General features: G+C 53.8%; 15 protein-coding genes. 4 read left to right on the top strand and 11 right to left on the bottom strand.

From position 1 onward, the window contains the following. Window positions 1-21 precede the first annotated feature (21 nt). The 9 genes from RB620_RS12605 to RB620_RS12565 all read right to left on the bottom strand — a co-directional run bounded on the left by RB620_RS12605 (window position 22) and on the right by RB620_RS12565 (window position 12,970). Complete coding sequence (locus tag RB620_RS12605) at window positions 22-930, bottom strand: carbohydrate ABC transporter permease (RefSeq protein ID WP_308094802.1); 909 nt, start codon at window positions 928-930, stop codon at window positions 22-24. A gap of 18 nt (window positions 931-948) precedes the next feature. Next, window positions 949-1,893: an ABC transporter permease gene (locus RB620_RS12600; protein ID WP_308094800.1), complete on the bottom strand. Its 945-nt coding sequence runs from the start codon at window positions 1,891-1,893 to the stop codon at window positions 949-951. A 427-nt stretch (window positions 1,894-2,320) separates the two neighbouring features. Then, on the bottom strand, window positions 2,321-5,077 hold the full coding sequence (locus tag RB620_RS12595) for a discoidin domain-containing protein (protein ID WP_308094798.1): 2,757 nt from the start codon (window positions 5,075-5,077) through the stop codon (window positions 2,321-2,323). Between the two features lie 10 nt (window positions 5,078-5,087). After that, complete coding sequence (locus RB620_RS12590) at window positions 5,088-6,533, bottom strand: ABC transporter substrate-binding protein (RefSeq protein ID WP_308094796.1); 1,446 nt, start codon at window positions 6,531-6,533, stop codon at window positions 5,088-5,090. Window positions 6,534-6,683: 150 nt separating this feature from the next. Further along, window positions 6,684-7,553, bottom strand: a complete 870-nt coding sequence (locus RB620_RS12585) for a carbohydrate ABC transporter permease (protein ID WP_308094795.1) — start codon at window positions 7,551-7,553, stop codon at window positions 6,684-6,686. Next, complete coding sequence (locus tag RB620_RS12580) at window positions 7,550-8,473, bottom strand: carbohydrate ABC transporter permease (protein ID WP_308094793.1); 924 nt, start codon at window positions 8,471-8,473, stop codon at window positions 7,550-7,552. Before RB620_RS12580 ends, RB620_RS12585 begins: the two co-directional genes overlap by 4 nt. A 277-nt stretch (window positions 8,474-8,750) precedes the next feature. Then, window positions 8,751-10,079: a response regulator transcription factor gene (locus RB620_RS12575; protein WP_308094792.1), complete on the bottom strand. Its 1,329-nt coding sequence runs from the start codon at window positions 10,077-10,079 to the stop codon at window positions 8,751-8,753. A 41-nt stretch (window positions 10,080-10,120) separates the two neighbouring features. Next, on the bottom strand, window positions 10,121-11,932 hold the full coding sequence (locus RB620_RS12570) for a cache domain-containing sensor histidine kinase (protein WP_308094790.1): 1,812 nt from the start codon (window positions 11,930-11,932) through the stop codon (window positions 10,121-10,123). 228 nt (window positions 11,933-12,160) lie between these two features. Further along, complete coding sequence (locus RB620_RS12565) at window positions 12,161-12,970, bottom strand: TrmH family RNA methyltransferase (RefSeq protein WP_308094789.1); 810 nt, start codon at window positions 12,968-12,970, stop codon at window positions 12,161-12,163. Window positions 12,971-13,147: 177 nt separating this feature from the next. Between RB620_RS12565 and sspI the strand changes: the two genes are divergently transcribed. Next, window positions 13,148-13,396, top strand: coding sequence for a small acid-soluble spore protein SspI (sspI, locus tag RB620_RS12560; protein ID WP_308094788.1), 249 nt, complete (start codon window positions 13,148-13,150; stop codon window positions 13,394-13,396). Between the two features lie 4 nt (window positions 13,397-13,400). Here sspI and RB620_RS12555 read toward each other — a convergent pair whose 3' ends face one another. Further along, window positions 13,401-14,657, bottom strand: coding sequence for an alpha-D-ribose 1-methylphosphonate 5-triphosphate diphosphatase (locus RB620_RS12555; RefSeq protein WP_308094787.1), 1,257 nt, complete (start codon window positions 14,655-14,657; stop codon window positions 13,401-13,403). A gap of 105 nt (window positions 14,658-14,762) precedes the next feature. Beyond that, window positions 14,763-15,320 carry a GbsR/MarR family transcriptional regulator gene (locus tag RB620_RS12550; protein WP_308094785.1) on the bottom strand — a complete coding sequence of 186 codons (558 nt, stop codon included), beginning with the start codon at window positions 15,318-15,320 and terminating at the stop codon, window positions 14,763-14,765. Between the two features lie 255 nt (window positions 15,321-15,575). Between RB620_RS12550 and RB620_RS12545 the strand changes: the two genes are divergently transcribed. From RB620_RS12545 to RB620_RS12535, 3 genes are read left to right on the top strand one after another with little or no spacing between them, the layout of a single operon-like run. After that, on the top strand, window positions 15,576-16,793 hold the full coding sequence (locus RB620_RS12545) for a quaternary amine ABC transporter ATP-binding protein (RefSeq protein WP_308094784.1): 1,218 nt from the start codon (window positions 15,576-15,578) through the stop codon (window positions 16,791-16,793). Continuing rightward, window positions 16,780-17,613, top strand: coding sequence for an ABC transporter permease (locus RB620_RS12540; protein WP_308094782.1), 834 nt, complete (start codon window positions 16,780-16,782; stop codon window positions 17,611-17,613). The genes RB620_RS12545 and RB620_RS12540 overlap by 14 nt, the downstream gene beginning before the upstream one ends. A 36-nt stretch (window positions 17,614-17,649) precedes the next feature. Continuing rightward, window positions 17,650-18,534: a glycine betaine ABC transporter substrate-binding protein gene (locus tag RB620_RS12535; protein WP_308094780.1), complete on the top strand. Its 885-nt coding sequence runs from the start codon at window positions 17,650-17,652 to the stop codon at window positions 18,532-18,534. Window positions 18,535-18,852 lie beyond the last annotated feature (318 nt).

The raw sequence follows: 18,852 nt of genomic DNA, 5'->3' as shown, positions 1-18,852 counted from the left end.
TAATATCATTTATGAGCAAGATCAGCCCTTAACGGAACCGATCATGACACCTTGCACGAAGTAACGCTGAAGGAACGGATAGATGGCGATAATCGGCGCGGTCGCCACGATAATAACGGCGTATTTGACCAGTGCGGCGATTTCCGCTTTGTTGTTGAGCGCCGACGCCGTTGATGCGTCCATTAAGGCCCCGCCCTGGGCCGACATCTCCTGCAGCACTAGGATTTGGCGCAGAATAAGCTGCAGAGGGTACTTGGCGGCATCGTTCAAGTAGATGAGCGCCGAGAAGTAGCTGTTCCAGTTGCCTACGCCGTAGAACAAAGCCATAACCGCGATAATCGGCATCGATAACGGCAAAATGATTTTGAAGAACAGCCGCAGGTTCGTACAACCGTCGATCTGTGCGGCCTCCTGCAACTCCTTCGGAATCGAAGATTGGAAGAACGTACGCGATACGATGATGTTCCAGATCGATGCGGCTGAAGGAATGACAAGCGCCCACATCGTGTCGACCATTCCCAGCTCTTTGACAAGCAAATAGCTTGGAATCAAGCCGCCGCCGAAAAACATCGTGACCATGAACATGCCCATAAAAAAGTGGCGGCCTGCAAAATCTTTACGGCTTAGCGCATACGCCGCAGGAAGCGTAACGAATAAATTGATCGCCGTTCCCACTACCGTATAGAGGATGGTATTTCCATATCCCGTCCAAATACTCGTGGTCTGGAATACCCGCTGATAACCTTCGAACGTTATGCCTTTCGGCCACAGCCACATTTCGCCTGAGCCGACCAGCTTCGGATCGCTGATGGAAGCGCTGATCATGTAAACGACAGGATAAGCTACAATAATAAAGGCAAGGAATACATAAAGATAGTTGGAAATTAGAAACAATTTATCCCGCCCGGTTTCTTTAACGGCTGAAACCATTGCCGCACCTCCTTTTTTCTACCACAGGCTGTTTTCATTGGTACGCCGGACGATCTGATTCACGACGATTAACACAAACGCATTAATGACGGAATTGAACAAGCCGATCGCCGTCGAGAAGCTGTACTGGGCATCAACAAGCCCCGAGCGGTACACGAAAGTCGAAATAACATCCGATGATTCCATGTTCAGCGAGTTTTGCAGCAACAATATTTTCTCGAATCCTACTCCGAGCAGACTTCCCATATTCAGAATCAGAAGAATGGTCATCGTAGGGACAAGCGTCGGAATGTTAATGTGACGGACACGCTGGAACCTTGAAGCTCCGTCAATAATCGCCGCTTCGTGCAAACCCGGATCCACCCCGGAAAGCGCCGCCAAATAAATGATTGTTCCCCAGCCGGCGCTTTGCCACACACCCGAGAACACGTACATCGTCTTAAACCACGCAGGATCCGTCAGAAAATCAGGCGATTCAAAGCCGAGCCATTCAATCAAGTGTGTCACCATTCCCGTCGAAGGCGACAGGAACGTAATGATCATCCCCGCCATGACGACCACCGAAATAAAATGCGGCGCATACGTGACGGTCTGGGCCATCTTTTTGAAGAAGCCGCTCCTCAGTTCATTGAACGCCAGCGCCAAAATAATCGGAATCGGAAACCCGATCGCTAGTTCGTACAAGCTAATGCTCAATGTGTTCCACAACAAATCCCAAAAATAATACGAATTGAAGAACCGGGTAAAATGATCGAACCCGACCCAAGGGCTGCCGAAAATTCCTTTCGTGGCGATGAAGTTCTTAAACGCAATTTGAATGCCGTACATCGGACCGTAAGAGAAAATAAGGAAGTAGAAAAATGCGGGTGCAATGAACAAATAAAGCTCCCAGTTTCGAATCACTCTTCTCCATAATTTGCTCTTCACCGTATCCGGTTCCGGAAGCAGGCTGCGTGTTGCCATTCTTTTAGCCTCCTGCATGACATCACCCCTTCCCGGTTTCGATATGGTTGCTTGCTTCGAGATTAGCGGCTGCCTCGTTCAACGATGCCGCTTACACAACCAACGATAGCGGACATATGGATAACTCGTAAATATGTCATTTCCAGCCTTCTGTGAAAGCGCATACGTAAAAGGAAAGCGCTTAACGGTGAACTACTTAGACTTTTCTGATAATAAGGGTAATGTGTCATTTTTGCTTTAAAAAACGCCTATTTAACGCCCACCGCAAAGAATACCAATGCCATGGAGCGGGCGGAACAAGCCCGCGGAATAGGCGAAAATGGTTAAGTCAAAAATGACATGTATGCGTTTTCATGAAATAATCAAGCAGCACACGGCAAACAGCCCTTCGGCGGATTTTTCCGTCAAAGGGCTGTTTCGTTATGCTCTAATAAACCTCGAACTCCGACACCTGGGCCGCCGGCCAAGCGCTGTTCGACGTGATCGCGACGCGGATGTACCGCGCGTTTGCAGTCGACGCGAGCTTCAGCTCGACTTTGTTCTCCGTCTTCGGATCGTACGTGTAAGCCGCGGTCTCCAGCAAAGTCGCGAATGTCTCCCCGTCCGCGCTGCCGAGCACTTCGATCTCTTGCGTTCGCGTTTCCCACGCATCCTGCGGAGGCAGCCGGAGCACGATCTTGCTCACGCTCTTCTCCTCGCCAAGATCGACGGTGAGCGATTGCGGGAACTTCTTCGCCGTGCTTTCCCAATAAGTGAACGGATCCCCGTCGACCGACAGCTTCGGATCAAATGCTTCGGCCGTCAGCGAAGTGCCCGTTACCGGCTTGCCGAGCGCCTGGTTGACTTCCAGCTTCACTTTCGGGAACGTTTCTGTCGCCGCGCTTGGTTCATCCGAACCCGTCAGCTCCACGTAGCCTACCTTCTTCTCCTTGATAAGCGCCACATAGTCGAAAATCACATACTCGCCGTCTTCCTTCACCTGCAGATCGGCGATCTTCGTGCCATCCGCTTCGTAAGCAGCGGCAATCGCATGTTTCCACTTGCCGATTCCCTTCACACGCAATGTCGTATCGGAGCCGATCGGTTGATAGATGCGGACGGCTTCCCCGCTCCGCACTTCAACGAGATGATGTTCGCCCGCGTCCAGATCCTGCGCCTCGTAACGCGAATAGTTGCCGGCCGTGACGCTGCCGTCTTCCGCTTCGACATGATAGCCGCCGGGCGATAACGTTCGGTTCGGGTCCAGCACATGAGCCGCTTCCTTATCCCAGTTGGCCGTTACCTGATGCGTGCCGAAGTCCGTCTTGGTCACCGTAGGCGTCACTTGCTCGAAACCTTGTACGAGCCGATCGACATACCCGGACAACACATATTTTTGGAAAATGCCGATCGCGTCGACCCAAGGACTCGTTACGCCATTGTAGAAGTCCGCGCTCAGGTTGTAGCCCATCGCCAAATTCCAACGCAGCATATCCGGATCGTCCGTCATCGTTTCCCCCGCGAGATTATGATGGAAGAACATCACTTTATCCCGCATGAGCATGCCCGAGAGCGGATAATAGTCCGTATAGCTGGCCGTTTTGTTCCGATAGCCCAGAAGATCCCACAAGTAGGTCGAACCCATAAACCCTATCGAATCGTCAGCGAGCACATCCGTTCCGTCCTCGATATACATCCGGTGTTCAGCCGCGTCGAAATAATCGCGCATGCCTTGGAAGTATGCCGTGGAAGGATCCGTTCCTTCCGGAATCGCTTCGTTATAAACGTAAGGCGAGTTCCGAATGCCCCATTGATCCTCGAAAATACCGTCGAAACCGGCTTCCTCGGTCAGCTTGCGATGCTCCTCCGCCGTGCGCTCCAAGAAAAACGGATGGCCGGTGTTCGCCACGTAACCGCTGTGAGGACCGTAATCCTCCTGCATCATCGTGCCGTTCTCCTTCTCCACCATGATATCCGCAAGATCCCTGCCCGCAGGGAGCCGGCCCAGCGTCGGGGAGTTGACGCCCCACCAGCTCATGTTCGTATACGGCACGACGATATTGCCGTTCTCTTTGGCTGCCTTCATGAAGGCAAGGAACTTGTCTTCGCCGCCCCATATCGCATCCGGCGGATAAAAATCGGGATAATTTTCGTCATGTCCGCCGGTTTGGAAGCCAACCAGATGGATCATGCCGTTGTAATTCATCTGCTCGACGAAATCGCTCGTCAGCCGTTCCCAATTCGCATCCTTGATCGCGGAGATATCCGTCTTGTAGAGCGGAAGCTCGAACAGCTTATCGGCATCGTCGCCGAGCTTATCGGCCAGCGAACGGTATTCGCCGATCCCGTTCAGCTCGCGGTAGCTGGCGATCGATGATTCGTAGCCGCCTCCGATCTCGAGCACGATCTCGGGACTGGTCCACCGTTCATCCGCCTCGATCCACGTTTTGTAATTGTGCACCATCGACGTCTTGCCTGAATCGTTGATTTGGTGCTTGTAGCCGATCTCCGTTAGCGGCGTCTTCTCCACGCCCAGATCGTACATCGCAATGCTGCCCTCATCCGTCCGCATGGCCAAGTAAGACGCGAACATGACGCCCGGATATTGATCGGAGAACGAATTGCTTTCCCGGAAAAACTCGGGCTTCAGCTTCGCGCCGGGCAGCATCGGCAGCATCGCGTCCCGCACGCCGGCCTGATCCAGCTTCAGCTCGTAAGGGAACCGGAACGACTTGATCGTCTGTCCGGTCCCGTTCGCCAGCGATGCCTTCATGTAAATCCGATCATCGGCGCCGAATCGGATCGCGACGTCCACCGCAACCGCACCTCCGTAATGGAACGCCAGCTCGCGGTCGTCTTTTTCCCACTCGTACGAGAACGACTCGCTCTGCGCGCTCTGCACGGAGGAATCGTCGCCGAGAATGGCCCACCATAACGCTTCGTTTCCTACCGTCAGAAGGCCGTCCTTTCCTTGTTCCTTCATATATACAATGCCGCCGTTCGCGGCATCGAACGCGATCTCGTACCGGTCGCTTCCGACGACGAGCCGATTCTCTTCTTCGTTCAGCTCGAACGTTGCTTTGCTGCCGCCTCCGTTCCACACGCCTGAGAGCAGGATCACGCTAACGATCGCAATAATCGCAGCGGCCGCGATCGCGAGCCGTATCCCTTTGTTAACTTTGTTAAACCGCAACTGCTTCGACATAGGCTAATGATTACGGTTTGATCGTATCGTAGAATTTCTCTTGCACGTACTTCGCAGTCAGATCCAGCTGCGCTTTCATGTCGACGCCTTGCTTGGAGAATACCTCTTGGATGACGTTCGTCATCTGCGCGTAGTAGTCTTGCGTGTTGTACTGGGACTCCGGTTTGCCGTCGATCAAGCCAAGCGTCTCTTGACCGTACTGGTACACGTTGTCGTATTTGTTGAACAGGTCGATAACCTTCTTGCCGTATTCGGAATCGGATTTGAAGTATTGCAGAACCGCAGGCACGTAATATTTGTTGTCCGTCTTGCGGGCTTGGATGTTCTTCTCGAGCGACTCCAGTCCTTTGTCGGAGAAGTAGTCGAACGTTGCGTAATAGAACGCGATTTCTTGTTCGTCTTTCGTCGCGTTCGGGTTGATGACCAGGAAGTCGCCGCCGAGCACGCCGTAATGTTTGCCGCCTTTCTCGTAAGCCGGAATCGGATACACGAGAATGTCTTCCGGCGTCATGCCGCCTTGGTTGAGGCCTTGGTCGACAGGACCGTCAGGACCCGCGATAACCATCGCCGTTCTGCCTTGCGCGAACGCGCCAACCGCGTCTCCCCATCCAAGCGCCCAGTCTTGTGGAATCGCATTTGCTTCCCACTTCAGCTTGTTGTAGTAGTCAAGCGCTTTGACGCCGGCTTCGGAGTTGAACGTCGCCGTTACTTTGCCGCCGTCTACCGATTGGATTTCGCCGCCGGCCGTGAACAAGAAGTTGGTCCAGTTCCAGCCCGCTTCGTTGCCTTTGCCCATCGGCGCGATACCGGAGATGCCCGCGCCAGGATCGGATACCGCTTTCGCCGTGTTCAGCATATCTTCCCAAGTCCAGTCGAACGCCGGGATCGTTACGCCTTTTGCGTCGAGCATTTTTTTGTTGACGGCTACGCCCGTCGGGTAACCGCGCTGCGCGATGCCGTACACTTTGCCGTCCACCGTGAACAGGTCTTGAAGGACAGGGTTCATTTGATCTTTGAACTGGTAGTTGTTGAAGATTTCCGTAATGTCGGCCGCCCAGCCCTTCTCCGCCAGGAACTTGCCCTCCGACGCGTAAGTGTTGAACAGCGTAGGCGCTTCGTTCGCGCCCATCTTGATGCCGATTTCGTTCGGATTGTATTGCCAGTCGCTCTTAATGATCTCGACGTTCGGATACACTTCGTTGAAGCGTTTGATCTTGTCGTCTTCCAATGCGCGATCTTCCACGCGGTCAGGCGTCGGGTAGTAGATGCTGATGGATACCTTCTTCGATTTGATGTCGTCTTCCGCCGGCGCTTCCGTGCTTGTGTTCTCCGTCGGTTTCTCTGTCGGATCCACGTTGCCTGGCGCATTGTTGCCGCCGCTGTTGCCCTTGCCGCATGCGGCGAGCATCATGGTGAGTGTAAGAACGACCGCGAGCATCACTTGGAACTTACGCATGTTGTTAATCCCCTCTTCGTTATAGAATGTTTTGGCTTACATGCTCATCATAATGGAGGCACATTCATATAGGCGATGTGTATTCCTATTCGGATCATGTGCAGTTTTACGTTTCAATTAAACGACTACATAATTCCATAACATCTAATATTAGCCCTTTACTCCGCCGAGATATAATCCTCTTAATATGAATTTCTGGAAGAACAAGAAAATAATAACCGGTGGAATCATGACAATCGTTAATATCGCGAAACGAATATTCAAATCCAATCGGCGGGCATTGAGCACAAAATCGCGGATCGCTGCCGACAATGGCTTATTCTCTTGGCTCAGGATGAAGCTTGGCCAGAACCAATCGTTCCAAGCCGTCGCGAACACGAAGATCGACAACGTCGCGAAGATCGGAATCGAAAGCGGGAACGCGATCTGGAAGAAACAGCGCAGCTCGGAAGCGCCGTCGATCCGGGCCGATTCGAAGATTTCCATATGGATGCCGTCCATAAACGTCTTCAGCAGGAGAAGGAAAAAGGCGTTGGCGCCGGCCGGCAGCCAGACGGCTGCGAACGAACCCATGAGGCCCAGATCCTTTAAGTTAATGAAATTCGGTATCATGTATGTCGTGGCCGGGATAAACAACGTCATCAGGAAGTAATAGCTGATGCCGGATTTGAACGGCACGTGCATCTTGGACAACGAGTAGGAGGCAAGCCCGAGCACGAGCACGGTTACGACCATGTTGCCGGCGAACAGCAGCATCGTATTTTTGAAATACATCGGCAGATCGATGTAATTCCACGCTTTCGTATAATTCTCGAAATGCCATTCCTTCGGCAGGAAGGTCGGCGGGAACGAATTGACCTCGGTGTTCAGCTTCAGGCCGTTGAACAAGGAGATCAGAATCGGATATACCATGCAGCACATCATCGCGATGATAAGCAAATTCATAAGGGCGTAAACTAGCTTGACTTTGCCCTTCTTCAGATCGTAGCTGGACATAATGCCGCGGTCGAACGATTTCATTGGCCGACTCCCCCTCTGTTGTTAATTCGATATTGTGCGATCGCGAGAATGCTCAGCGCAAGGAACATGAGCACCCCGAGGGCGGAGGCGACGCCGTAATCCAGTCGTACGAAGGCATACCTGACGATAAGAAGCGCGTAAGTCAGCGTGGCGTTGTTCGGCCCGCCGTCCAGCATGGCGAATTGCGTCTGAAACGCTTGCGACGTCGCGATGAGCTGCAGCATCAGAAGCAGCAGAATCTGGCCCCGGATCGCCGGCAGCGTAATGTGGCGAATGCGGCTCCAAATGCCCGCTCCGTCAATTTCCGCCGCTTCGTACCAATCCCGCGGCACGCTCAGAATGGCGGCAAGATAAATAAGCATGGCGGAACCGAAGCTCTGCCAAGTCTCCATAATGACGATGGAAATCATCGACCAGCTTCGATCGACCATGAAGTTGATTTGCCCGATCCCGATACCCTTCAGCACGGCGTTGATCGGACCGACCGGATCGTACAGCCATCTCCATACGCCGTAAAGGACGACGAACGGCACGACATAAGGCAGATAAGCCGCTACCCGGGCGAAACCCTGGAATCTACGCATTTCGGATATGCCGATCGCGATCACGATCGGGACCCAGAATCCGATAACGAGCGCGAGTCCCATGTAATAAAGCGTATTCTTCACGGAAACCATGACATCCGGGTCCGAGAAGATCGTTTTGTAATTGTCGAATCCGGCGAAGCTGTTGCCTTTGACGAAGTCGACGACGTAGAAGCTGTTTAATACCCCTTTGAAAATCGGCAGCCATAAAAACAGCGTAAACGTCACGACAGCGGGCAAGAGGAACAAGTATCCCCACATATACCTTTTGAATTTCCCATCGCGCCGCGACTGCGGCTTCGCCTTGCTTACCGGAACAGCCGTTGTTTGCTCCATGCAGTGGTCCCTCATTCCTTCATAGGTAGTTCAAAAAGTCCGGCTTTGATCACGAAGTATGCCAAGATGCTTACTCGACATCGAATCTTGAACTCAGCCGGAACTTCCGGTGCTCACGTAGCGCTGCTACGCTCCGCTCCTCAGTTCTCGGCTTCATCCAATCTTCTCGGTGCTGAAAGCCGAACTTTTTGAACCTCATTAATTGTGTTCTATCTTTAATTGTAAGAAGGGGGACCCCTTTTGAACATGTGCGTATCTATCCGGATGATAGGCGATCTTACTTCTTCATCTCGCTTGGGCTCATCCCGAAGTATTTTTTGAATATTTTGCTAAAATGTTCCGGGGATTCATAGCCGACCAGCTCGGAAATCTCATAACGGCGCAGGTCGGTGTTCAGAATAAGCCGCTTGCTCTCTTCCATCCGCAGCTTGATGACGTATTCCCATAGGTTGTAGCCCGTCTTTTTCTTGAACAAATAGCTGAGGTAGTTCGGGCTGACATGGTTTTTTTGCGCGATTTCGTTCAAGGTCAGCCCCTTCTGGGCATAGTTCTGGTGAATGTATTTGCTGGAGCGCTCCACGATCAGGTTATTTTGGGCCGTAATCTCGTCCTCGGTCGGCTCCTCTTCCGAATAGACGCCCCACTTGAAATCACCGTAGTAGAAGACGTAATGGTCCTTGAATTGACGGCTCCATAACATGGCCTTGTTCGCTTGCTCGTGTACCTCGCCGAGGAAACCGGCGCCTTTCAAAATTTGGCTAATGCCGACGACGCACCCGAAGCCAAGAAACTTATGGACGTTAAAATGCAGGCTGCGGCCGATCATCTCGAGCTGGTTCACCTTGTCGACGCTCGAATCGCCGTAACGCGCCTCATCCCACTGAATGACGATGCATACCGTCCCGTCCGCGTCATAAAACGATTGATGATCCCATTCCTTGTCGAGCAGCTCGCCCGCGATATTGAGCACCGCGTACTGAAGCAGCTGGCCGTCCTTCTGCGAGATATCCCGTCCTCCGGATTCCAGATCCAGCCTGACTTTGATGACCGCGTAGTAAGGCCCGCCAAGATCGACCCCATGCTGCCTGGACAGCTCGGCGACGATCGTTTCGCGATCCGTCGCATCGCGAGCGAGCAGCCGGTTCAGCAGCGCCGTTCTTACGGGCAATGGTTCCCGCATACGGAAGCTGTCGCTAAGGTCGGACATAAGCTGATCCTGGTCGCGGGCGGTTTTGTCGATATGAAGCAGCACATGCCGCACCGAGCTTAAGAATTGCTCGCTGCTAAGCGGCTTGATCAGATAATCCTTGGCGCCGAACCGGATCGCGAGTTGCGCGTATTGGAACGTCTCATGCGCCGAAATTATGATAACCTCTACCCAAGGTTTGATAATTTTGGCTTGCTGCATCAGTTCGATGCCGCTCATCGTGCCCATCTGAATGTCCGTGACGAGAAGGTCGATATCCTCCATGCGCAGGTAGTCCAGCGCTTCGTACCCGCTATTCGCATTGTAAATATGATTGATGTCGATGCCCGAGGTGAATAGAAGCTGGGTCAACCCTTCGCATATAAGCGGCTCGTCGTCAACGATGAGAATATTGTACATGTTGTCCATCCTTTCTTATTGGCGAGGCGGTCGTCTACCGGTTATGGTGATGCGGGTTCGTCAAAGGTCGCGGGTAACATGAGGATGGCCGCCGTGCCGCCCTCTTCCCGTCTGCGGTAACTGAGCCCGAACAAATTGCCAAAATGAAGCTGGATCCGTTGATGGATGTTGCGGATGCCGTAGCCGAGCGAATGATCCGCCTTCTCTTCGTAGAGCAGTCGTTCGATAGCCGCGATGTCGGCTTGTTTGTAGCCGTTATCTTCAACCTTGATCGTCACCCGCTCGCCTTCGAGCGCGGCCGAGACGATGATCTCACCATCGTCGCCCATCAGCTTCACGCCATGGATAATGGCGTTCTCGATGAGCGGCTGCAGCGATATTTTCGGAATGCGTATCTGCTTGACGGCGTCGGGAATGTTCCAGATTACTTTGAACTCGTACGAATATCGTTTCTGCTGCAGATTGACGTACGCGCCCGCATGCTCCAGCTCCTCCTCGAGCCGGATCAGTTCTCTTCCGCGGCTAAGCCCGATCCTCATCAGCTTCGACAATTCTTTGATCATTTCAGACGATTCCGTATTGCCTTCCAGCGTGCTCTTCCAATAGATGCTCTCCAGCGTGTTATAGAGGAGATGCGGGTTGATCTGCTGGTAGAGCAGCTGCAGCTGCGATTCCTTCTGCTTCAAGTCCATATGGTACTTGTAATGGATGAGGGCATTCAGCCTGCGCGCCATATCGTACATGGCCGCCATGAGCACGCCGACCTCGTCGTGCCTGCGCTTGCCCGGCGTCTCAGGCACTAGCTTACCGGGCTCGTACGTGCGGACGAACTGCGCCAGCTTCTGCAGCGGCGTCATGAGCGACCGCCAGAAGTAGACGAGGAATACGCAGCCGAGCAGCATGTAGGCAACCGTGATGAACTGAATGATCCGTTTCAGCTCATTTTGCTGCTTCAGAAGCGAGCTGACCGGGATTTGATAGATAAGCCGCTGATCCAGCTGCCGGTTGTAATTGATCACGTAGATCGAGTCTTTCGTAATGGCATCTATGGTTCCTGCGGTCGCTTTGTCCGTATCGAAGCCCGCCTCCGGCGGCAGCTCGGCAAGCCTCCCGCTAAGGCCAGGCTTCGTCGAGGTTAGGATTCGGCCGGACCAATCCGTGAACATCATCATATGGCCTTCCGGCAGCGACACGGATTCGAACGCCTCCTGCACCTTTTTGTCCATCTTCGTCGCGACGAGCACGCCGATCATGCGGTCGCCGTTGCCGACGTTGATGGCTGCGCGAATATAAGCAAGCGACTGGATGCGCGCGAGGTTCTGGTTGCTTTCGACCAAATCCATGTACCCGCTTCCCTTCCTCCTCACGGCTTCGTCGAACCAAACCGGCTTCGTCTCGTCGTTGAAGAAATAAACGCCCGTCTCCAGTAGCTGCCGTTTCGGAGCGAAAAAATAATTATCGTTCGGATCGTATATATAAAGCGAATAATAAACGGCTTCGCCGCCGTTCACTGGAATCGACAGACTAGCGAGCAGCTTGTCGACGGCATCGTATTTCCTCACACGTTCGATTACCGTGTCGTTCTCGTTCGGCACCAGCTTCTGCGTCGCGGGATGCTGGATAATCGATGCCGTCACCTTATTGATCGTATCGATATCGCGGTTGATCAGCGCATGGTTTTGTTTGATCAGCTCCACGTACGCGTTTGTCACATGGTCCTTGAGAAGCTCCTCGGCTTTCAAATTGCCGTACCAATGGAGCAGGAACACGGGACTAACCATGACCAAAAACAACAAAATGAGCTGCTGCTTCATATTCAATTTCGTCAAAGGATTCATCATCGATCTGCCCAAAGTCGCACCTCCCGCTACTATTTGTACTATAGCATGGATACAGCGCTTTCAGTGTAGCTAATTCTACGGGGTTGAAGGCATAGCGGAGGGAGGAATCGTAGAAATGCACATGCCGGCCAAGAGAAAAAAAAGACCTGCGAATGGATTCGCAAGTCGTTCCTGCCAAACGCCCTTTTGGCGCCTATTCTTCTTAAAAATACCGTACGCAGCTGCCAGAGCCAGCCTTGTTTACATCTGCCTCTGCCTTGCCGCCTCGAACAACAGGACGGTCGTCGCCATCGCGACGTTCAGCGACTCCGCTTCCCCGCGCATCGGAATGATGACCGACTCGTCCATAAGCTCGCGGACGGAAGCCGACAGGCCGTTCGATTCGTTGCCCATAAGCAGCCAAGTCGGCTGCTTCCAGTCGTAGCCGTAGCAGCTGTGATCCGCCCGCAGGCTTGTCCCGACCAGCTTGATGCCGCGGTCGCCCGCCTGCGGAAGCATTTGCAGCAAATCCGCTTCCACGATCGGAAGATGGAACAACGAGCCCATCGTGGAACGTACGACCTTAGGGTTGTAAAGATCGACGCTGCCTTTGCCGAGCAGCACGGCGTCCGCGCCTACCGCGTCCGCGCTTCGGATGATCGTGCCTACGTTGCCCGGATCGCGGACCCCGTCGAGCACGACGACCAGGCTGCCTTCGCGGAACAACTCGTCCGTTCGATCCGGCAGTTTATCGACCACCGCAAATACAGGCGGAGGCGTGTCCGTATCGGAGCACTTCGCCATGACGGGGCGAGCGGCCCGAATCCATTCAGCGTCCAGCCCTTCCGGCGATTCCGCGATATCGGATAACTCCTTCGGCAACCCTCTATCGTCATCATAAATGACGGTACGAACCGCCGCGCTGGATTTGAACGCTTCCAGGATGAGATGAACGCCTTCGATCAGAAATTGGCCTGTTTTGTCCCGGTTTTTTTTGTCCAGGAGCGAGGCCCAGCCTTTCACCCGGTCGTTCTGAACGGAACTGATGAATGCGTGAAATGGTTGATTCATTATGCGATTTCCCTGCCTATTCCTACAATATAATGGTTCGTCTCGCCGCATCGGCGACCGCTATCCCAAGCTCCGTCCAGTATACCACAAACCGATGGATCCCTTGGATGAAGCCCGTCCGGCATGGGAATAGTAAGTCGTGCAACGCAACCTGATAACCGGCGGGAGGTTTTTTTTTTGAATCCGATTATTGACTTGCGACAAGCCATCGTGAACCGCGTGCAGGACAACTCCAAGGAACAGCTGGCCGAAGTCATCGAAGGTTCGGTCGACCATGACGAGAAGGCGCTGCCCGGTCTTGGCGTGCTATTCGAGATGATCTGGAAGCAATCGAGCCAGACGGAGCAGACGCATCTGGTGGACACGCTTTATCAGCATCTGAATACGGATGCCGGCGCTGGCGCCGCTAATCCTTCTCCATCGTAACCTGCTAATAGCGGACGGCTGCTCCGTACACCCGAGTGCCGCCAACGATTGTATCCGACACCCAAGGTATTCCTTCATAACGGCCTACGACGATCAAATCGGCCGATTTGCCCTGCTCAATGGAACCCAACCGGTCATCGATCCGCATCGCCTGCGCCGGATGAAGGGATGCCATACGAACAGCCAAGGGCAGATCGGCCGTTCCTTCTTCCGCTAATTTGAAGATCGCCGATAACAAGGAAGAAGGATGATAATCCGAACATATGATATTCGCAGCCCCTTCGCGAATGGCTTCCGAAGCGCTAAGGTTTCCGTCATGCGAGACACCGCGCACGATATTCGGCGCTCCGACGCATACGCTCATGCCTCTCCCCGCGGCATATTTCGCCGTCTCCATCGTAATCGGGAATTCGCTGACGTTCGCGCCGAGCCCAATGGACCGATCGACTTGCTCCGGCGTGTCGTCGTCATGGGATGCGACGCCGATTCCAATCTCACTCGCTAGCAATCCCAATCGGCGCAGCCGGTCCGAATCGACCGCTTTTCTCCGTTCCGCCAGCTCGTCAACGATCATTTTTACTTCATCCATGGTTACGCCCTGGTTTTTCATCACGTAGCGCTCGAACGAACCCGGCTTGCGGTATTGTCCGTAACCTGGCGAATGGTCCATGAAAGACAAATATTGAATCGCGCCCTCTTGGATATATCGCTCCACGACAGGCAAGCCGGCATGATGCGACACCTCGAACCGGAGATGAATCAAATTGCGGATCATGGATCGCCGCTCGTTATACTTCCCGATCAACTCGACCATTCCCGTAAGCAGATGATCGCCTCTTAAGCTTAGTCCTACCCCGAGCGACAACGAATGATACATCGTCGTAATGCCGTGCAGCGGAAGCTTCCGCTCGAATTCGAGCAGCGCAAGCTCCAGCGGGAACAACGTACCCGGCCGCGGCTGCACTTCTTTTTCGATGGCGTCGCAGTGGATGTCGATCAAGCCGGGAAGCACGTATTTCTCCGCGGCGTCGATGACGACCGCTTCGGAGTACGTTTCGAGGAACCGCGCAACCGATTGGCCTTCCGACTCCCCTTTGTCTGCCCCTCCTTCATGTTCGAATATCGAATGAATGCGCCCATCGACGATCCCGACCGAGCCTTGGACGACGCGGTCCCGCAGCACGAGCTGCCCGTTCAAGACCAGCATCGGCTGCGATGGCCTATCCATCAGCGCGGGTATCGTTAGGTTCTGTTTCTTCACGCTGCGATCAGTCCCTTTCCCCTATGTAGATTATGTAAATGTAGCGTACCACAACATCGCGCCAAAAAAAATAACCGCGGGGGAACCCCGCGGCCAATCGCAATCTTATTGTTCCTTCGGAATAAGCTCGTAGATTTCGCCTGACTCGAACGAATCGATCAAGCGATCCAGCCATCTGTAGTAGCTTAGCGCATCCTCGATTTTCTCCTTATCGTTCCGGAGCACCTGCATGAAGTCATCATCCGATTCGTATTGCTCCATCATTCCCGCGATGTCCTTTAACGTTCTTGTCATGACGTTCATGTTCTGCTCGACCGCTTTCCTCCACTTGATCGAGAAAAAATCGGCGAAGTTCTGGTGCCAGTCCGGCTCGACTTCGTACAGATCCTTGCGCGAGCCTTTGCCCCATACCTTGTTGATCATCTTCAAATCATGAAGCGTCCGCATGCCGGTGCTCATCGACGTCTTGCTCATTCCCATCGTTTCGCTCATCTCGTCCAGCGTGACGGGCCCCTGATTGAAGTACATATTGCCATATAAATGTCCAATGGATAACGTAATCCCGTATAAATCCATATTTTTGCCGATCGATTCCACCACTCGCCTGCGCGTGCCAAGGAGCTTCGACCGTTGCTCGTCCGTAAGTGCTGCTAGTTCGTTCATCTGTAGTTCCCTCCCAAGGAGCGGCAGCTGCTGTTTCAAGTACCATACGTTATTGTATGCATAATTGGATAGACATGTAAAGGCTGCGATCCGATAGCATTTCGGAGTTATCCGGAGTATTCCGTATGTAAAGTTCGTAAAGTTAAAACTGTACGTATTTTACGAAGGCTCAGCCGCTTTGACCATACCAATCCGATCCAACTACACTTAAAGAGTCGAATTTTTCCTACGGGAGGCAAGAGAGGGGGCTTACACATGGCCATTATAGAAGCCAAAAAACTAACAAAAGTTTTCGGCAACGATCCGAAAAGGGCCATTCCACTGCTCGGCAAAGGTTGGTCGAAGGAAAAGATTTTCGCGGAGACGAAGCTGACCGTTGGCGTCAATCAAGCGGATTTTACGATTGAACAGGGTCAGATTTTCGTCATTATGGGCTTGTCGGGAAGCGGCAAGTCGACGCTCGTTCGTTTGCTCAATCGGTTGATCGAGCCGACGGAAGGCGAGCTGCTGTTCGAAGGGCAGGATGTGCGCAAGATGACGTCCGAGCAGCTTCGGGAGTTCCGTCGGAAAAACATCGGTATGGTGTTCCAAAAGTTCGCGTTGTTCCCGCACCGCACGGTTATCAAGAACGTGGAGTACGGACTCGAGGTGCAGGGAATCGACAAAAAAACGCGCAAGGAAATGGCGATGCGATCGCTCGAATTGGTCGGACTAAAAGGCTGGGAGAACAGTTATCCCGATCAGCTAAGCGGCGGCATGCAACAGCGCGTCGGGCTGGCTCGCGGTCTCGCCAGCGATCCGGATATATTGCTCATGGACGAAGCGTTCAGCGCGCTCGACCCGCTCATCCGCAAGGATATGCAGGATGAGCTGCTGGAACTGCAAAGCAAGATGAAAAAAACGATCGTGTTCATTACGCACGATCTTGACGAAGCGCTCCGAATCGGCGATCGAATCGCGCTCATGAAGGACGGCCGCATCGTGCAAATCGGCACGCCGGAGGACATCCTGATGCAGCCCGCCAACGAATACGTCGAACGTTTCGTCGAAGACGTCGACCTGTCGAAGGTGCTTACGGCCGCGCATGTCATGGATAAGGCAGAGACGATTACGCCGGACAGAGGTCCTCGCGTCGCGCTGCAATTCATGCGGGACCGGGGCGTATCCAGTCTGTACGTGGTCGACAAAGCCATGACGCTGCTCGGCATCGTGACGGCGGAAGATGCGTCGAACGCCGTAAAGGAGAACCGGAAGCTGGATGAAGCCATGCAGCGCGAATTGCCTTGCGTCGCGCCGGAAGCGCTGCTTCACGAATTGTTTGAATTAATGGGCAATTCCAGGCTGCCGGTAGCCGTCACCGACGGAAGCGGACGCCTGAAGGGCGTCGTCATCAAGGGAGCCGTGCTGGCCGCGCTGGCCGGCAACGCCAACTCCTTATCGGATGGAGGTGGAACGCGCAATGAATCTGCCTAAAATCCCGCTCGCGGATTGGATTGAGCTGCTCGAGGAATGGCTAGAGAACAATTTGGGACCGCTGTTCGACTTCGTCAAGCTCGTCATCGGAAGCACGGTCGAAGGGTTGAACGCGGCGCTCGATTGGCTGCCGCCTCTGGCCGTCATCGTCTTGTTCGCCGCTCTTGCTTGGTATATCGGAAAGTGGAAGATGGGCGTATTCACCGCGGTCGGCCTGCTCGTCATCGATAATTTGGAGCTGTGGAGCCAAACCATGCAGACGCTGGCGCTTGTGCTCACCGCGGCGTTCATCTCCATTCTGATCGGCATTCCGCTCGGCATTCTGAGCGCGCGCTCGAACGGGCTGCAGCGGGTTCTGACGCCGGTGCTCGACTTCATGCAGACGATGCCGGCATTCGTCTATTTGCTGCCCGCCGTCACGTTCTTCAGCTTGGGCGTCGTGCCCGGCGTCATTTCCTCCATTATTTTCGCCATCCCGCCGACGATCCGGCTCACGAATCTCGGCATCCGCCAAGTGCCGGCCGAGCTTGTCGAAGCCGCGGACGCCTTCGGCTCAACGCCGGGGCAGAAGCTGGTGAAGCTGCAGCTGCCGATCGCGCTGCCGACGATCATGGCCGGCGTAAACCAGACGATCATGTTATCGTTGTCCATGGTCGTCATCGCGTCGATGGTCGGCGCTCAAGGCGTAGGAGCTACCGTTTACCGGGCAGTAACGCAGGTGAAGACGGGCATCGGCTTCGAAGCCGGTCTCGCCATCGTTATTCTTGCCATTATATTGGACCGTTTGACGCAGCAAGTGATCAAGCGTTCCAAGGCTTAATTTCATACTTTGAACAACAAGGAGTGAAGATTCCACATGAAAAAAGGATCTATAATCGCGGCTGTCGTACTCGTGGCGGCCCTGCTTGCAGGCTGCTCGGCCAACGGCAATAACGGGAGTACGGGCGGCAAAGATGCCAAAAAGGAAATCAAGCTAGCCTATGTCGCTTGGGATTCCGAAATCGCGAGCACGCATGTCGTAAAGGAAGTGCTTGAATCGCGGCTCGGCTATACGGTCGACATGCTTCAGGTGGATGCCGGCCCGATGTGGTCAGGCATTGCGGACGGCAGCGCGGACGCGATGGTAGCCGCGTGGCTGCCGACGACGCACGAGTCTTATTTGAAGGAAAACGAAGGCAAGCTGGAGGACCTTGGACCGAACCTGGAGGGTACCAAGCTAGGTCTTGTCGTTCCGGCCTATATGGACGTGAACAGCATCGAGCAATTGACCGACCCGGCTGTCGGGGAAGGCGTCGACTTCACGATTACCGGCATCGAGCCGGGCGCCGGCCTCATGATGAAGACGGAGTCCGTGCTGGACGAATACGGCTTGAAGGACAAGTGGACGCTGCTGGAGAGTTCCTCCGCCGCCATGACGCAAGCGCTGGAGAGCGCCTATAAAAGCCAAGAGCCGATTGTCTTGACCGGCTGGACGCCGCACTGGATGTTCGCCAAGATGGATTTGAAATACCTTGAAGATCCGAAGGGCGTATACGGCCAAGACGAGCAGATTCATACGGTCGCGCGAAACGGCCTGAAGGACGCGCAGCCGGAAGCCTACGCTTTCCTCGACAAGTTTAACTGGACGCCGGACGATATGGCGGCCGTCATGATCGACATCGTTGAAGGCGCATCGCCTGAGGAAGCGGCCAAAGCTTGGGTCGAAGCGAACGCCGACAAGGTTGACGCTTGGCTGGAATAGTCCGGCAGGGCAAGTCTCGCGTTAGGCCATTGCTGCTGTAAAAGCGATATTCGAAGCGTGATTCGATCGCGATCGTCGATCACGCGTGAAAAAGGGCTGTCCCGAAAGTCATAAATGACTTAGGGACGGCCCTATTTTTTGCACAAGATAACCGACTCAGCGCCAGCATTTTCGCCTCCGCTCGCCGAACATCCTGCAAATATCAGGCTGTTGAGAAATTCAAAAACTTCAATAAATCACCGCGTTAATATGGTATAATGAGGGTAGAAACCATTCCATAGAAAGCGCGGTGTTTTTATGCTTCGCACGAATGATCCT

The sequence above is a fragment of the Paenibacillus sp. LHD-117 genome, from assembly GCF_030929555.1.
Lineage (GTDB): Bacteria > Bacillota > Bacilli > Paenibacillales > Paenibacillaceae > Pristimantibacillus.
Note: the sequence above shows the minus strand (reverse complement) of the source record. Positions and strands in the feature narration are given on the sequence as shown.

Excerpts from the sequence above, each read along its gene's own strand:
- RB620_RS12600 (WP_308094800.1), bottom strand. The coding sequence starts at position 1,893 with ATGGCAACACGCAGCCTGCTTCCGGAACCGGATACGGTGAAGAGCAAA.
- RB620_RS12605 (WP_308094802.1), bottom strand. The coding sequence starts at position 930 with ATGGTTTCAGCCGTTAAAGAAACCGGGCGGGATAAATTGTTTCTAATT.
- RB620_RS12590 (WP_308094796.1), bottom strand. The coding sequence starts at position 6,533 with ATGCGTAAGTTCCAAGTGATGCTCGCGGTCGTTCTTACACTCACCATG.
- RB620_RS12550 (WP_308094785.1), bottom strand. The coding sequence starts at position 15,320 with ATGAACGAACTAGCAGCACTTACGGACGAGCAACGGTCGAAGCTCCTT.
- RB620_RS12565 (WP_308094789.1), bottom strand. The coding sequence starts at position 12,970 with ATGAATCAACCATTTCACGCATTCATCAGTTCCGTTCAGAACGACCGG.
- RB620_RS12595 (WP_308094798.1), bottom strand. The coding sequence starts at position 5,077 with ATGTCGAAGCAGTTGCGGTTTAACAAAGTTAACAAAGGGATACGGCTC.
- RB620_RS12585 (WP_308094795.1), bottom strand. The coding sequence starts at position 7,553 with ATGAAATCGTTCGACCGCGGCATTATGTCCAGCTACGATCTGAAGAAG.
- RB620_RS12575 (WP_308094792.1), bottom strand. The coding sequence starts at position 10,079 with ATGTACAATATTCTCATCGTTGACGACGAGCCGCTTATATGCGAAGGG.
- RB620_RS12580 (WP_308094793.1), bottom strand. The coding sequence starts at position 8,473 with ATGGAGCAAACAACGGCTGTTCCGGTAAGCAAGGCGAAGCCGCAGTCG.
- RB620_RS12535 (WP_308094780.1), top strand. The coding sequence starts at position 17,650 with ATGAAAAAAGGATCTATAATCGCGGCTGTCGTACTCGTGGCGGCCCTG.
- RB620_RS12545 (WP_308094784.1), top strand. The coding sequence starts at position 15,576 with ATGGCCATTATAGAAGCCAAAAAACTAACAAAAGTTTTCGGCAACGAT.
- RB620_RS12540 (WP_308094782.1), top strand. The coding sequence starts at position 16,780 with ATGAATCTGCCTAAAATCCCGCTCGCGGATTGGATTGAGCTGCTCGAG.